Annotated in this window: 12 protein-coding genes and 1 pseudogene; 11 read left to right on the top strand and 2 right to left on the bottom strand. The window is 51.1% G+C overall.

Annotated features, from left to right (window positions below; all coding sequences use genetic code 11):
• Nucleotides 1–26: 26 nt before the first annotated feature.
• The 8 genes from N530_RS0113270 to N530_RS0113235 all read left to right on the top strand — a co-directional run bounded on the left by N530_RS0113270 (nt 27) and on the right by N530_RS0113235 (nt 7,917).
• Entirely contained in the window at nt 27–371 is a 345-nt protein-coding gene (locus N530_RS0113270) for a DUF736 family protein (protein ID WP_026481079.1), read from the top strand.
• A 141-nt stretch (nt 372–512) separates the two neighbouring features.
• The gene (locus tag N530_RS19090) at nt 513–983 is read left to right on the top strand and encodes a hypothetical protein (protein WP_155852005.1); all 471 of its coding nucleotides are present in this window, start codon (nt 513–515) and stop codon (nt 981–983) included.
• The gene (locus tag N530_RS18720; protein WP_051540954.1) at nt 983–2,374 is read left to right on the top strand and encodes a zeta toxin family protein; all 1,392 of its coding nucleotides are present in this window, start codon (nt 983–985) and stop codon (nt 2,372–2,374) included. The genes N530_RS19090 and N530_RS18720 overlap by 1 nt, the downstream gene beginning before the upstream one ends.
• Before the next feature lie 302 nt (nt 2,375–2,676).
• Nucleotides 2,677–3,882, top strand: coding sequence for a plasmid partitioning protein RepA (gene repA / locus N530_RS0113255; protein ID WP_026481078.1), 1,206 nt, complete (start codon nt 2,677–2,679; stop codon nt 3,880–3,882).
• A gap of 71 nt (nt 3,883–3,953) precedes the next feature.
• Nucleotides 3,954–4,940 (top strand): plasmid partitioning protein RepB, encoded by a 987-nt coding sequence (gene repB, locus N530_RS0113250; protein ID WP_026481077.1) that lies wholly within the window; start codon nt 3,954–3,956, stop codon nt 4,938–4,940.
• 170 nt (nt 4,941–5,110) lie between these two features.
• On the top strand, nt 5,111–6,427 hold the full coding sequence (repC, locus tag N530_RS0113245; RefSeq protein WP_026481076.1) for a plasmid replication protein RepC: 1,317 nt from the start codon (nt 5,111–5,113) through the stop codon (nt 6,425–6,427).
• A 283-nt stretch (nt 6,428–6,710) separates the two neighbouring features.
• Nucleotides 6,711–7,091 carry a YkvA family protein gene (locus tag N530_RS0113240; RefSeq protein WP_026481075.1) on the top strand — a complete coding sequence of 127 codons (381 nt, stop codon included), beginning with the start codon at nt 6,711–6,713 and terminating at the stop codon, nt 7,089–7,091.
• Nucleotides 7,092–7,098: 7 nt separating this feature from the next.
• The gene (locus N530_RS0113235; protein WP_051540953.1) at nt 7,099–7,917 is read left to right on the top strand and encodes a DUF1194 domain-containing protein; all 819 of its coding nucleotides are present in this window, start codon (nt 7,099–7,101) and stop codon (nt 7,915–7,917) included.
• Between the two features lie 243 nt (nt 7,918–8,160).
• Here N530_RS0113235 and N530_RS0113230 read toward each other — a convergent pair whose 3' ends face one another.
• Nucleotides 8,161–9,333: a tyrosine-type recombinase/integrase gene (locus N530_RS0113230; RefSeq protein WP_081773974.1), complete on the bottom strand. Its 1,173-nt coding sequence runs from the start codon at nt 9,331–9,333 to the stop codon at nt 8,161–8,163.
• Nucleotides 9,334–9,457: 124 nt separating this feature from the next.
• On the opposite strand from N530_RS0113230, the gene N530_RS0113225 reads away from it, so the two are divergent.
• The 3 genes and pseudogenes from N530_RS0113225 to N530_RS18165 all read left to right on the top strand — a co-directional run.
• Complete coding sequence (locus N530_RS0113225) at nt 9,458–10,438, top strand: DUF1403 family protein (protein ID WP_026481072.1); 981 nt, start codon at nt 9,458–9,460, stop codon at nt 10,436–10,438.
• Entirely contained in the window at nt 10,435–11,043 is a 609-nt protein-coding gene (locus tag N530_RS0113220; RefSeq protein WP_026481071.1) for an SMC-Scp complex subunit ScpB, read from the top strand. Before N530_RS0113225 ends, N530_RS0113220 begins: the two co-directional genes overlap by 4 nt.
• A 114-nt stretch (nt 11,044–11,157) precedes the next feature.
• A pseudogene (locus N530_RS18165) lies at nt 11,158–11,562 on the top strand (phage tail protein); the annotation flags it as partial.
• Nucleotides 11,563–11,581: 19 nt separating this feature from the next.
• Here N530_RS18165 and N530_RS0113210 read toward each other — a convergent pair.
• Nucleotides 11,582–13,732 carry an SbcC/MukB-like Walker B domain-containing protein gene (locus N530_RS0113210; protein ID WP_026481070.1) on the bottom strand — a complete coding sequence of 717 codons (2,151 nt, stop codon included), beginning with the start codon at nt 13,730–13,732 and terminating at the stop codon, nt 11,582–11,584.
• Between the last annotated feature and the right edge of the window lie 277 nt (nt 13,733–14,009).

Raw genomic sequence — 14,009 nt, 5'->3', positions numbered from 1 at the left:
TCGCAACGCCATCAAGGAGAACGGCAATGAATACCAACATCATCAAATTTCAAAACGACAACATCGAAACTTCCAAAGGAACAGGCTCAATTTCAACTCTGACATTTGACGTCGACATCACCATCGAGCCAAACAACAGCGACAACCCCATGGCACCTACTCATCGTGTCTTTGCCCGCTCGCCCCGCGGCAAACTCGTTGAATGTGGCGGTGTTTGGAAAAAGCAGAACCAAGAAACCGGTGCTGACTACTTTACGCTCTCGATCCGCGATTACGCATTTAACGCCAATCTAGGCAAAGCGGCCGGTCAAGATGAGGACAGTGTCCAAGCAGTCATCCCTTGGGGCCCTGAAAAGAAAGAGGCCGCGTAAGCGGCAAAACACAATTTAGTAAAAGCCGGTCCTTGCGACCGGCTTTTCAAATGGTTCACTTAACTTAGTTTAGCATTGCTATCGTTGCTCGGATTTAAAAAATACGATACACATGCTGTTGAAATATCAAGGAAATAGTCAATGCCAAAGGATCACGAAAGCCAAGGCAACGTTCTAATTGAACCAGCTGAAATCGCTTCACGATTGGAGAGCATTGACCCTCAACAACATGAGGCCGAAAGCAGGCGGATCGAGGAACACTTAGCTCATCGTTTGCGCCTGGGTGGAGCCATCACCTACATAGATGTAAATGGCCATCACGTCATTGAAGATAAGAATGGCACTCGTCCGTTTGCAGCTGGCGATAAGTTTCCCTCCCCTCCGAACAATGCTGAGTTCGAAATACGAGAATTGGCATTCCTGCATGGTGTTCATGGCGTCAGATCTGATCTGGATGAATGGACTGAGGCGGTCAGTTCTAATGCTGGAGACGAGGTGATCTCTGATGAAATTGAATTGCTGGTCATTGGTCTTAGGCGAATTGAAGCCGTTGATGGTATCGCACTGACCAAACTCCATGCGCGTTATCTGGAGGAAGTTTTCAATAGCTGATGGCTTTCGACCCCTTCAATGATTTTGAAACACGCGGATATCTCCGAAACCATGCAGGTGTAAAAGATCCAGCCATCGTGCGACGCCTTGAACACAACGCATTCGCGGGTAATATTTTAAGAGCTCTAGACGCTTTGCAAAATGCGCCCGAGGTGAATCTAGAGAGTGTGCGGGATACCCATCGCATTCTCTTTTCGGATGTTTATCCTTGGGCTGGGCAAGATCGTTCCCAAAATGCAGCCCATTTAGCTATTGGTAAAGGTGACATAGACTTCCAGTTTGCTCCTTATGTTCCGCGCGGCGTAGGTCACGCGCTTAGCAACGCAAACAACCAAGAAACTTTTCGGAATGATCCTGGCAAGATCATCGGTGAACTTGCCTATGCCCATCCCTTTCTCGAAGGCAATGGCAGAACCATTACCGCAATTGCCTCAGAATTGGCCCGACGATCGGGTTTCCACATCGCTTGGGAAGAAACGAACAAATCGGACTATCTCAAAGCGCTAACGGCTGAGCTCGATCAACCAGACAAAGATCACCTGACGAAATACCTACGTCCATTCATTCGAGAAGGCGAATTGCAACTTGATCAATCAGCCAATCAACTCAGACGACTTCCAGGTTTCAATCGTTCAGGCCCTACGCTCGATAGAGAACCGACTCCAATCCTAACCATCATTGCGGGACCTAATGGTGCAGGTAAGAGTACGCTCATGGCTGCATCTCAATGGCTCGGCCAGCCAGTCATCGATTCAGATGCCGCTGCGCGTTCTCTCAATCCCACAAATCCAGAGGCATTGGGCACAAAAGTCGGCAAGCGAGCATCGGAGCTGGGAAAAGAATATCTCGATAGCAAACGATCCTTTGCTGTCGAGACGACACTTTCAGGCAATTCGATATATGGATTGATTGATATGGCGCGAGATAATGGCTTTCGAGTTGATCTGAAATATATTGGATTGCATTCGCCAGAATTGGCTAGAGCGCGCGTAGAGGCTCGAGTAGCGATGGGCGGACGCGATATCCCTGATGAAGATCTCCAGCGCCGTTATCGACGATCGATGGAGCAGCTTCCTACGATCATGACAAAAGTCGACCATACTCAATTGCTGGACAACTCAAGTCACGAAGCGTTTCGCAAGGTGGCAGATATCAGTAGAGATCGAGCGGAGTTTTTCGATGCGCCACTATGGGCTTCCAAGGCTGGTTTTGAAGCAGCTCAATCGGAGCTTGGGAAAGCCGAAACCGTTACAGAAATTAAACGGGCTTCTGAAAAAGCCTTATCGGTTGCAAATGCCGGTGGCGTTTCTGACAATCAACTTAAGACGGTCACTCGAAATCTCGAACGCGCGCAGACGAGAAGTTTGAAAAATGATGGCTACGATTTGTAAGCGGCATGTCCGCCTGCTTCGCAATGACCTGCGTGGATAGAAATTGACAGCCGTGCAGAATTCAGAAAATCGCAATATAATCAGACAGTAAAGCGAATCGCACTTACGTTTTGCGCGGACGATAATCTATGATCACGCTCTTTATCGCTGGCACTCTTTCCAAAACCCCAAAAGGCTCACGCTGCCGTTAACTTTCCGTTAACTATAAATCGGTTGTCCCGACAATAGAATCGGAGTAAATAACGCTTCAATATAAAAAATGCATAAAAAAGCGATATTTGGAGTTTGTTGGAATGCGTTCCATGGTTGACGGTACAGACAACAGTGGCCTGAACTTTGATCAAATCATTCTCCAACAGGGCGAATTGATTTCCGACAAGCTCAATATGCTGCGTATGGAGCAGTACCCTCCAAACGCGAAAAAGAACCTACGCCAGTTCACTCTCGCTGAGACCGCTTATTTCTTAGGCGTTACCCAATCCAACATCAAGAAACTTCATCTTGAGGGCAAAGGCCCCGTTCCCACAACTTCGAATTCCGGGCGCCGCTCCTACACTGCCGAACAGATGTTGGAGTTGAGACAATATCTCGACAAGCATGGACGATCCGGTGCAAAGCAATATGTTCCGCACAGACGTGAAGGTGAAGGTCTACAAGTTGTATCAGTCGTAAACTTTAAGGGTGGTTCTGGTAAAACAACGACAGCGGCTCATTTGGCGCAGCACCTTGCTCTGACTGGGCACCGCGTACTTGCAATCGATCTAGATCCGCAGGCATCACTCACCGCACTTCATGGCATCCAACCGGAACTGGACAATGTACCATCACTCTATGAGTGTTTGCGATACGACGACGAAAAGCGATCTATAAAGGATGTTATCCTCGCGACTAATTTTCCAGGTCTTGATATCATTCCAGCCAATTTGGAATTGCAGGAATACGAGTACGACACGCCCGTTGCTGCATCTAATCCTGAGACACCTGAAGGGCGTCAGTTTTTTACGCGGATATCGCAGGCTCTCAAAGAAGTAGATGGTGATTACGATATTGTCGTTATCGATTGCCCTCCACAGCTTGGCTATCTGACGCTGACGGCTCTTACAGCTTCGACTTCAGTCCTCATCACAGTTCATCCTCAAATGTTGGATATCATGTCCATGAGCCAATTTCTCTTGATGCTGGGCGGCATTATGGGAACGATTCGTGAAGCAGGTGCAGACATGAAGCTGCAATGGTTCCGATACCTGGTGACCAGGTATGAACCGACTGATGGGCCACAACAGCAAATGGTAGGTTTCATGCAGGCAATGTTTCCAAACCAAATGCTCGGGCCTCAAATGGTGAAGTCAACAGCGATATCCGATGCCGGCATAACCAAGCAAACGCTCTATGAAGTAGATCGATCTCAGTTTGTGCGCAAAACATATGATCGTGCAATTGAGGCTCTCAACAGCGTGAATGAAGAAGTTGCATCTTTGGTGCACCAAGCATGGGGGCGCAAGGTATGAGAAAATTGACAGCCGTGCAGAATTCGAATTTCCGATGTAAATTCAATGTTTTGGTGAGAGGGTAGGGCGTTATGGCACGCAAAGGCCTTTTAGATAGTGTTATGGGCGAAGAGCCAAACACCGCGCAGAAGAAATCGCGCTCAAGCTATGCACAAACGGGTGCCTCTAAATCTATGAAGATGTCATTGGAAGATTTGGCCGATAACGCCAAACGTCTGACCGATGGTGAAACCGTTGTGAAAATTGATCCCTCGCTCATTGATGCCTCCTTCTTGCGGGATCGCCTTAGCGGAGACGACCAGGCGTTCGAAGATCTAAAATCAATGATTGCTGAACATGGTCAGGAAACGCCTGTTCTTCTAAAGCCCCACCCTACAAAGCCCGGTCGCTACATGGTTGTCTTTGGCCACAGACGGGTGCGCGTGGCGCGAGCTTTGAAAATTGAAGTACGCGCTGTCATACGAGAGCTTGAAGACATCGCTCATGTGATTGCCCAGGGACAAGAAAACACAGCCAGACAAGACCTCTCTTTCATTGAGAAGGCGCTTTACGCTAAAAGCATTCTTGATCAAGGGTATAGCAAAGATGTGGCGATGGCGGCCCTTACAATTGATGCAACTCTGTTATCGCGGATGTTGTCGGTTTCTCAAAAGATCTCGGTCGAATTCCTCGAAGCTGTTGGCACTGCCAAGTCAGTCGGCCGCGACCGTTGGGAGGAATTAAAAAAGCTCATCATCATTCCTGCAAACAAGAAAAAAGCAGCAACTTTGCTCGAAACCAAGCCGTTTCTGGATGCGAATTCCGATGATCGATTTGAACAGCTGCTTAACTTGCTTAAAGAAAAGGGGGCTTCTCGCATAAAAGTAAAGTCCTCTTCTTCACAAAAGCGAACATGGGAAGCAGGTGAGGGCAGGATAAAAGCCTCACTCAACCGCTCCGATAAAGCATACAGCATTTCCCTGAAATCCACCGATGCGGAGGGTTTTGGTGAATACCTTTCTGAAAATCTTGAGGCGCTCTACACAGCGTTTGAAGAACAAAAGAAAGGAAAATCGTAGTGTTCTAACGGCAAAAGAAAAGCCCCCAAACCTGGCGGAATGAGAGCTCATCTAAAGATTTAAGCACCTTGTAGATACCTCTCCCGCGAATCACTGTCAATGCATTTAACACCGATTCGGTGAATGGGGATCTTTTGCCTTCTTTCAACTAAAGGAGGTCAATAAATCACATGACACATAACGGATGGCGCAAGCCAACGCCGGGACTCGTCGAGGCTGAAAAGCATGCACGAGCCGGCGAAAAGCTTTCTGTACCTAAATCACAAGCGATTGTCGCAGCTAAAAAAGTGGCCGCAGCGATCGGTCTAAAGGCACAAGACCTCTTACTTCTCGACACGTTCGGTGCAGTGACCCAGAAGCAAGACTGGGAGCAGGGGAAGCGACCTATTGTTTGGGTCTCGAACAATTTCCTGATGGAACAGACGGGGTTCTCTCTACCCACATTGCGTCGCCATATCCGCCGCTTATGCGAAGCGGGCATTATCTGGATGAAAGACAGCCCAAACGGCAAACGTTGGGGGCGTCGAAATGAGGAAGGTTATATAACAGAGGCCTATGGTTTCGATCTAGCACCTCTTGCAGCGCGCACGGCCGAGTTTGAAGCTCTGTATGCGCATCTTCAAGAAGAACGGCAATTTTGTGCGTCTCTACGCAATACAATCACAGTCACACGCCGTGTGATACGCGCTAAGATTGAGAAAGCCTTAGAATCCGCTCTTAGAGGGCCCTGGAAAGACTTGCAGGAAGAATATGTGATGGTGATCCAAGGACTTCCCAGCCGCGCTGTAGCGACTGACAGGCTGCTTGATTACGTGGATATTATCAAAGAGTTCAAAGTACGTGTTGAAGACGCCTTCGAAGCGGCATTTGATTGGCCGGCAGAATCTGACGCTAAGCCTTCAAATCAGGAGTCCAAAACGAGTTCTAATGTGGTCTCTTTTAATAATAAAGATACACCCACGAGTCTTAAAAACGATACCCACTTACTAACTACAAACCAACCTAAATCTGTATCTAGTAATAGCTTTGAAAAAAAGCACGTCGCGAACATCGAGCCAGATCATTCAATAACTGACCAAGTTGATGGGAATGAAAAGGTTGATATGGATATAAACTGGAGCACTCACGGCCAGAAACGTGGCTCTGAGGTGGATATACCTATGCTGATGATAGCTTGTCCTGAATTTGCTCAAATGGCGCGCGCGCTTGGGGGGACCTATCTAAGGGATTGGAACGATGTACATCGGGCGGCCGCTAAAATGCGTGGTATTGTTGGGATTTCTGAGGATGCATGGAACGTGGCTAACCAGATCATGGGCCCAGCTAAAGCGGCAGCGGCCATCGCGTTGATTTATGACAAGCAGTCTGAGGGCCTAGTTCAGTCAGCAGGTGGATATCTCAGAGCACTCGTTCAGCGTGCTAAGGCAGGTGATTTACACTTAGATCGTAGCTTCTTTGGCCGATTGAGCGAGACGAGGGCACATTGATGGGTGTTTTGAAAAAAGAACGTCGGTCAACGCAATAGAAACTTTTGGCTGTGCAAATAGCGTCACGGAGAGGTGCTGGAACCACAGTTTAGTGGGCCGCACGGAAATATATTGCGTACCGCAGTTTGCATCAAAACAAACGCCTCTCCAGTTTCACCAAGCCCGTTAAGCGGACAAACTAACGAAATTTCCGATGTCGTAATCAGGGCTGATTTCCCTGCAATCAGTTATTCAACAATAAAAAGCACTCGCCAACAATAATGCGTTGGATTAAATTGTGCCAATGTTCAAAAAAGCAAAATTATGGGCGCGTTCAATCAAGACAGACATTGTAGCGCTCTACATTGCTGCAAAAGACACTCGGACGCCCTTGTCTGCCAAGCTAATATCGGTGGCAGTAGTCGCCTATGCTTTAAGTCCGATCGACCTAATTCCTGATTTCATTCCTGTTATCGGATATCTTGATGACATCGTAATCGTTCCCTTGGGAATAACTCTCGCTGTATATTTGATACCCAAAATATTGATGGCACAATTCCGCGCTATGGCTGACGACCATGAACGACTGCCACCAAACAGACTTGCAGCGGCAATCGTCATTTGCCTATGGATAGCAAGTATGACAGGTTTCGTTTGGTGGCTTTTTGTCAACAGAGGTGACTAATTTTGCTATGCAAATCTTTCCCATTTCTAATCTTGCGTCTCGCAATTTGATAAAGACTTTGGCTCTCTTTGTTGGTTGGCTTTGCTTACAAACAGGTATTTTGCATGCGTCAGAGTTAGAAGTTGATATAGAACTCGTCCTTGCAGTTGATGTTTCCAGTTCAATGGATGTCGAAGAGCAGTTAATCCAAAGGTCAGGCTATGTTGCTGCATTGACTGACCCCTCGGTAGTAAAGGCTATTGGTTCAGGTTTGCTGGGTCGCATTGCTCTCACTTATGTAGAGTGGGCTGACGATAATCTTCAGACGGTAATCGTGCCATGGCGACTAATTGATGGTGAAGTAAGTGCTCGCAGTTTTGTCTCAGAACTTGACTCCAAACCGTTGACAAGTGGAAATGGCACGTCGATTTCCAATGGGTTATTGTTTGCGTCTGGCCTGTTTAATGGCAATGGTTTTGATGGCACAAATCAAGTAATCGACATCTCTGGAGATGGTCCCAATACTCTGGGTCCATACGTGACGGTGGCCCGCGATGCTGTCTTGGCGGAGGGAATTATTATTAACGGACTTCCATTACTCATCCAACCATCGCCTACAGGTTATGCCACACGACCCAATCTCGCTGACTATTACCTCGACTGTGTCATTGGCGGTCCAGGCTCTTTCGTCGTGCAAACTAATTCGATGGAAGAGATAGCAACAACAATTCGGCGTAAACTCATTCAAGAAATCGCCTTTGTTTCATCTCCGATTATGAAAGTTGCATTTTCCCAGCCAACAGAGAAGGCAGACTGCACCATCGGGCAGAAAGATTTTCACGAATAGTAGCCGTCAGCGCAACTTTCATTTTAGCCTAGTCGCAGTAATCATTGTTTTCGCAATTTTTCTGGCTAAGCAATACCAACGACTTGGTTGTCGCAAATAGCACTCACAAAACCCAATCGAATGTCTTAGTTGGGCTCTTTTTCCTCTTTCGCCGCGTTGGGACGAACGGCGGCTAACCCGAACAGGGCTTAGAGTGTCATTTAGCCCCCTCCTGCAAACGACCCCTGATTGCATGATCTATAGTTAAAGACCTGCCGCGACGGTTAGATTAACTGTGAACCTGTCACGTCTTCTTTGATATCTGCGGGTCATTTCAGCTGATGCATGGCCAAGCTGCTTTTGAATGTAGCGCTCATCGACTTCAGCATAAGATGCGAGCCCAGCGCGCAATGAATGTCCGGAAAAAATTTTGACCCTTTCGTTGTCGGGCAGTTCGGGCCGAAGGCCTGCTTCCAGCATCGTACGCTTGATGAGCCGCGCGACATGTTTGTCGGATAGGCGATCTGATTGCACGCCCGCGTTGTCGCGTGTCACTCGGCGGAAAATCGGTCCATGGACAATTTTGGCAAAGTGAAGCCATTGCTCGAGCGCGTGAACAGGGCAAGTTTGTTCTGAAGAGCCGCGGGCGATTTCCGCTTCTTTCCACCCAGTCTTCGTGCGCTGGATGATGATTGCGCCGCCGTCTTCTATCTCAACCCAACCTTTGCCGTCGTCGGTTTCATCGCGGCCTACATCGAGGCCAACAATTTCAGAGCGCCTAAAACCACCAGCATAGCCCAGCAGCAAAATGGCTCGATCGCGCATATCGCGCAGGCCAAAGGTGAGCGTGGCGACCATTTCGAGCAGCTCGTCCGGTGAGATAGGCTCTTTTTGAGCGGGTGGTTTGCTGTGCGCGCGCCTAATCCCGGCGAGCACCGTCGCTATATGCCTGTCTCTGCGATCTAGTGTTAGCCCACGCTGCTGATAGTTCCAGGCAAGGCCCGATAGGCGGCGCTCAATGGTCGAGACCGAGAGGGGAGGGGCGCCGTTTTGTGGTGCTGCGCAATCTGTAACGTATAAGCCAATGAGCTGAGGATCCGGAACGTGTTGGCCGCTCAGTGGCTCTGCGCCACGCCGCCGGCACCAGCTGGTAAAATGCGCCCAATCTTTGGCATAAGCCTTATTGGTGTTCTCGGCCGTCGCTTGTTCCGCATAGTTGCGGGCTGTCTCAACCAGACGTTCCAAGGAGCCGGATGCAGCAACATTTGCCGGCAGATTGATGTTTGCCGTTGTTTCAGGCTTTTCCCCTGCAACTGAGAAAAGATCATCCAAATCAATCTCAAGCAGTGCGTCTGTCTCGTCGCACTGAGAGGCGATTGTCGTGTTAGAGCCTTCTGAGCTCGAAATTTCGGCATTTTCGTTTGATTTTATAGCCATACTTAGACAGTATCTTTCTACGTCCGATAATGCAACATTATTGGACGTAAAAAAAGATCGCAAGGTGGGGCGGTTTGCACATTATCTGGTAGGCATAAGCGCCGCCATGAGATAGTGTTGTGCCATGACCTATCAGCCTGCCACTATCGCTGACGACCAAATCACCCTAGCAAAAATGCCCGGCTGGCTCACGGCGCGCGCGGGCGAAACGCCTCAGAACGTTGCCTTTTTGTCGGGCGCATCCTTCGCCATGCTGGATATGATCCTACAGCAATCGGGTGACTCAATCCCTAAGGCGTTGCTCAGCAACAACCTTGCCATGAAGGCGGCTGTCGCAACCTCCAAACTGGAAGGCCGCATGGCCCAAGAGGCTGATATCCGCGACGCTTATCATCTAACTCCGCCAGATGAAGAGGGCGTGCGGCATTGGGGACCGGATGGCGATGTACTTGACTTTTGGCGGCGGGCAGGTCGTGTGCGTCTTGGAGACAAGAATTGGATCGATAACGTTGCTGCGTTAGCAAACGGCGATGATCGGACTAAAGAGTGGCTTGAAACCGCCGTAACGACCTCCATCCGGCTAGGGCCAATGGCTGCGGCTGTTGAGATCATGTGCAAGGTTCTCAAGGCGGATGATCGGGCGGAGCGGCTGGCATGCTTTCTCGCGGATGTCGTTATAGCCAAGTTCTTTGGCTGGGATCGCCTGTATCCGCTCTCAGCCCTTCATTTGACGAAAGCCAAATTGCGCGACCTTCGGGATGGGACCAAAGAAAGGAAGTGCGAACCTGAAACAACGATCGAAGCAGCAATCACCAAAAGTGCCCAAACCGCTTTCCGACTGACCGTACAACTGAACGCTCGGGCTGAAGCGCTTCGCTCAGTTGCCCCCAAACTCCGAACTCGTGGATCAGAGGATGCCGTTGCGCTGTTCCTGGCTGAAGATGCGGTCGCGCCATCCGGCATGCTGTCACCGCTCATACGCGGAACCCGCACGCCGATGACCGGACGGGCCGCGCGTCGCCTCTGTGATCGCCTGGTTGAATTTGGCGTCGTCAAGGAACTGACGGGCCGTCCAACCTTCCGTCTTTACGGATTGGCTCCATGAGCGCGCTCGCAGAGCAAATACAGTCCCACGCGGAAGATGTTCTGTTTGATCGGGAACTCGAGGATCTGCCGGCCGATCTACGCTGGCGCGAATGGATGGGGCGGATCGAAGCGGTACTGTTTGCCAGCGGCTCTCCGGTGCCACGAGATGAGTTGCAGAAACTTGTTGGAGCTTCGGTCTCAATTGATCTGCTCATCGACGACATTCAAGCCGAACTGAAATCGCGACCCTATGAGCTGGCCCAAATTTCGACCGGCTGGATGTTCCGCACGAAGGTTCGCTTTGCGGATGCGATCAAGGCGGCCGCCGATCTGGGTAATCCGCGCGCCGAGTTCAACGAGATGGAGATGGCCGTGCTGTGTGCGGTCGCTTACCATCAGCCGATTGATCGTGCCGGCCTGGCCGACATCTTTGGCAAAGAGGTCAGCCGCGATCTGATTGCAAGATTGCGGTATTTGAAATTGATCGCAGACGGTCCGCGCGCGCCAAGGCGCGGTGCGCCGCATACATTCGTGACGACACCGGAGTTTCTGACGATGTTTGATCTTCAATCTCTCAGAGAGCTGCCAGAGCTTGATCTCACATTGGAGAACCTGAGCCAATGACGATCCAAGTGTAAGGGCCAGTCAACCAATGCGGAAATTGCAGTGCGAAGTACGAAGGAGAGATTGAAGAGTGGTGAAATACAAGATGCGGTCTGACCGCAACCCAAGTTCTACTTTGCATTCGATATAGGAAATATGGGGCAGAACATCCCTTTTCGGGAGGTTTCGGGTCTCGAGACCGAAACTCAGGTCACCGAATACCGCAAGGGCGACACGAACAAATTCGATGTCATCAAGATACCGGGAATCGCTAAGACCAAAGTGGTGACTCTGAAGAAGGGTGTTTTTGTCAAAGGTAGCAAATTCTTTGATTGGCATAACCAAATCAAAATGAACACCATCAAGCGCGAGAGCGTTACGATCAAACTTTTGGACGAGACCGGCAAGCCAACAATGGTATGGAAACTGACCAATGCCTGGCCCACAAAAATCACAGGTTCAGATCTAAAATCTGAAGGCAATGAAATCGCGGTTGAAACACTTGAGATTGTTTACGAAGGCATCGCCATCGATAAGTAATTTACACATGTCTCATTCGTCATCCCAGTCCTCTTCTTTCTTCCACCTGACTGCCGCTCGGAGTCGATCGAACGTAGAACCCTTGCGGTATGGCCTCCTGCACCAGCCCAACGTGCGAAATCAGCCCCACGGTTCGGTTGCCTTCGGTCAGAGCAGCCAGAACCTGCAGCACCTGGTCTAAAGTGCCCGCTCCATTCTCGGTGTCGAGGCTGCCAAATCCCTCGTCGATAAAGATCGTGTCCATACGGATTTTCCCCGACAGACTCTCGACCACATCGGCAAGGCCAAGCGCCAAAGCCAATGCCGCGATGAATGTCTCACCTCCGGAAATGGCTGTACTGGAGCGCGCTTTGCCTGTGTTGATATCAAAGACGTCGATTTCGAGCCCGCGTTTGCCACGCCCACCCGATGCCTCCAGCGCGCGTGTCAGCCGATACCGCCCGCGCGTCATGGGATCGAGTCTCATGTTGGCTGCCTCGAGCACCTGATCGAACATGGCGCCGATCGCGAAGGTCTCTAGCGTCATCTTGAAATCGTTCTTGCCATTGGCCAATTCAGCCAGCCCCCGAAGCGGCCCGGTTTCGGTCTCAAGCCGCTCTGTTTCGGCCAAGGCTTCGGCCAAAGATTCCTTGAACTTGGCCAGAGACGATACATCCGTTCTGGCCGTGGAGAACGCATCGTTGGCGGCGTTCAATTCCTGGGTAGCATTATCTAGTGCCAGTTGAAGTGGGACGAGGTCCGGGCGCTCGCGATCCCCACAGACGGCCCTTGCGTTCTGCCATGTCGTGCGCGCCGCGATCAGACTTTCACGATGATCGGTCACAGTCTTATGGTCGGCGTCGTACGTTGGAAAATGCACCTTGCAAGCTTCGTATCTTGCAACATCCAGCTCAACTCCAGCCAGCCTAGCACCAAAATCACCTTTCGCCTTTTCCGCGCGCTGTGCCTGCGCATCGCGGGCCCGCTTCGCTGCTTCGAGCTGCTCTTGCGCACGGGTGAGCGCTTCGCTCGCTAGTCGATCCCCCTGAATCGCCAATTCCAGTGCCTGGTAGAGTTGACTTTGTTCGTGTTGCAAAGCATCCCGCCGTGCGACGACAGCCTCGGGCGTGTGCAGCCCTTCCGGCAGGGCACCGACCACTGTATCGTGTTTGGCGCGCGACGCGGCGAGCGTGGTCGCAGCTTGACCTGCCGCAGTACGTGCCTTGGCCTCGGCAGTCTCGGCCTCGGTCACTTTCCGCTTCAAATCCGCCAGCTGCTCTGCCATCGCATCAAGATCGACGGCTTCCCCAAGAGCGTCGATTGTCCCCTCCAGCCGAGCGAGTTCAGCTTCGAGTTCCGCCAACGTGCGCTCAGGTCGTTCCTGCTCTTCCAGCGCCCGTTTCTTTTCGTCGAGCTGTGTTCGGCAACTGCCGAGTTCGCTTTCCGCCCGAACCCTGGCTTCAGCTGCCGTTCTCGCCTGAGCCTGAGCTCCACGAAATGCTTCGGTCAAACCAGATTGTTCGGGCGTACCGTGGGCCGGAGTTGGGTGATCGTGGGAACCACAGACAGGGCATGGCGCCCCTTCGGTCAGCTTTTCGGCCAGAATGATCGCTTGCGTGTGCGAAAGCCTTGCCTCGGTCTCAACCAAGGCCGCATCAGCGGCTTGCGCCGCTTCGGTTTTGGTAGCCAGTTCGCTCGAGACCGCTTCGACCTTTCGTTTGGCCTCTGCGACAGCTCCGTTTGCTTTTGCATGCGCCGCTGCTTTGACCAGTTCCCGGTTGACCTCAACCAGACCAATTTTCAGCTTTCCTCGCTCCGCCTCGGTCTTTCGCACTTGGTCAAGCGCCAGATCGGTCGCGCCACGCCGGGACTGGAGCCTTTCGCGTGTGTCGACGGCCTCTGACAGCACCTTCGTCGCCGAAGCTTCGTTCTTTGCATCCTCATCAAACGCCTGTTGTAGCTCCGCTGCTTGCCCGACCTGCTTCTCAATCACCTCCAACTTTGTCAGGTCGGCCTGAACCTGCTGCCGTCGCGCTTCTCCCGACTGCGCCTCGACCAGTTTTTGGGCCATTTCCTTCCTCGCCCCGTTGGCGGTGTTGAGCTCACCTTCGGCCTTGGTCACAGAATTCAACGCAGTCCGGCTGTCGCGCTCCGCATTGTGCCAAGCCGTTTCAAGATCACGGGCTTTCATGGCATTCTTGACGGCCTCAACCCGCTCGGCTAACGCATCGACCTCACCCGTTTTTGCTTCAAGATCGTCGAGTGTTTTCCGTGCCGTATCGACAGCAACAAAAGCCTTTTCGATCTGCTCACCTGTTGAATGTCACTCAGAACTGACCCGGTAGAGGTCAGAATTGTCACTGAGAAATGACCCATGTGCAACCTTGCCCTTGACCAGATTTGTCGGGGGTAATTGGAGTGATAGACATGGGATTTTTGAGCATTATTCGACGGTGGGCCTTGAGGGA

The organism is Ahrensia sp. 13_GOM-1096m (genome assembly GCF_000620605.1).
Lineage (GTDB): Bacteria > Pseudomonadota > Alphaproteobacteria > Rhizobiales > Rhizobiaceae > Ahrensia > Ahrensia kielensis.
This window is presented reverse-complemented; position numbering and strand designations above follow the sequence as displayed.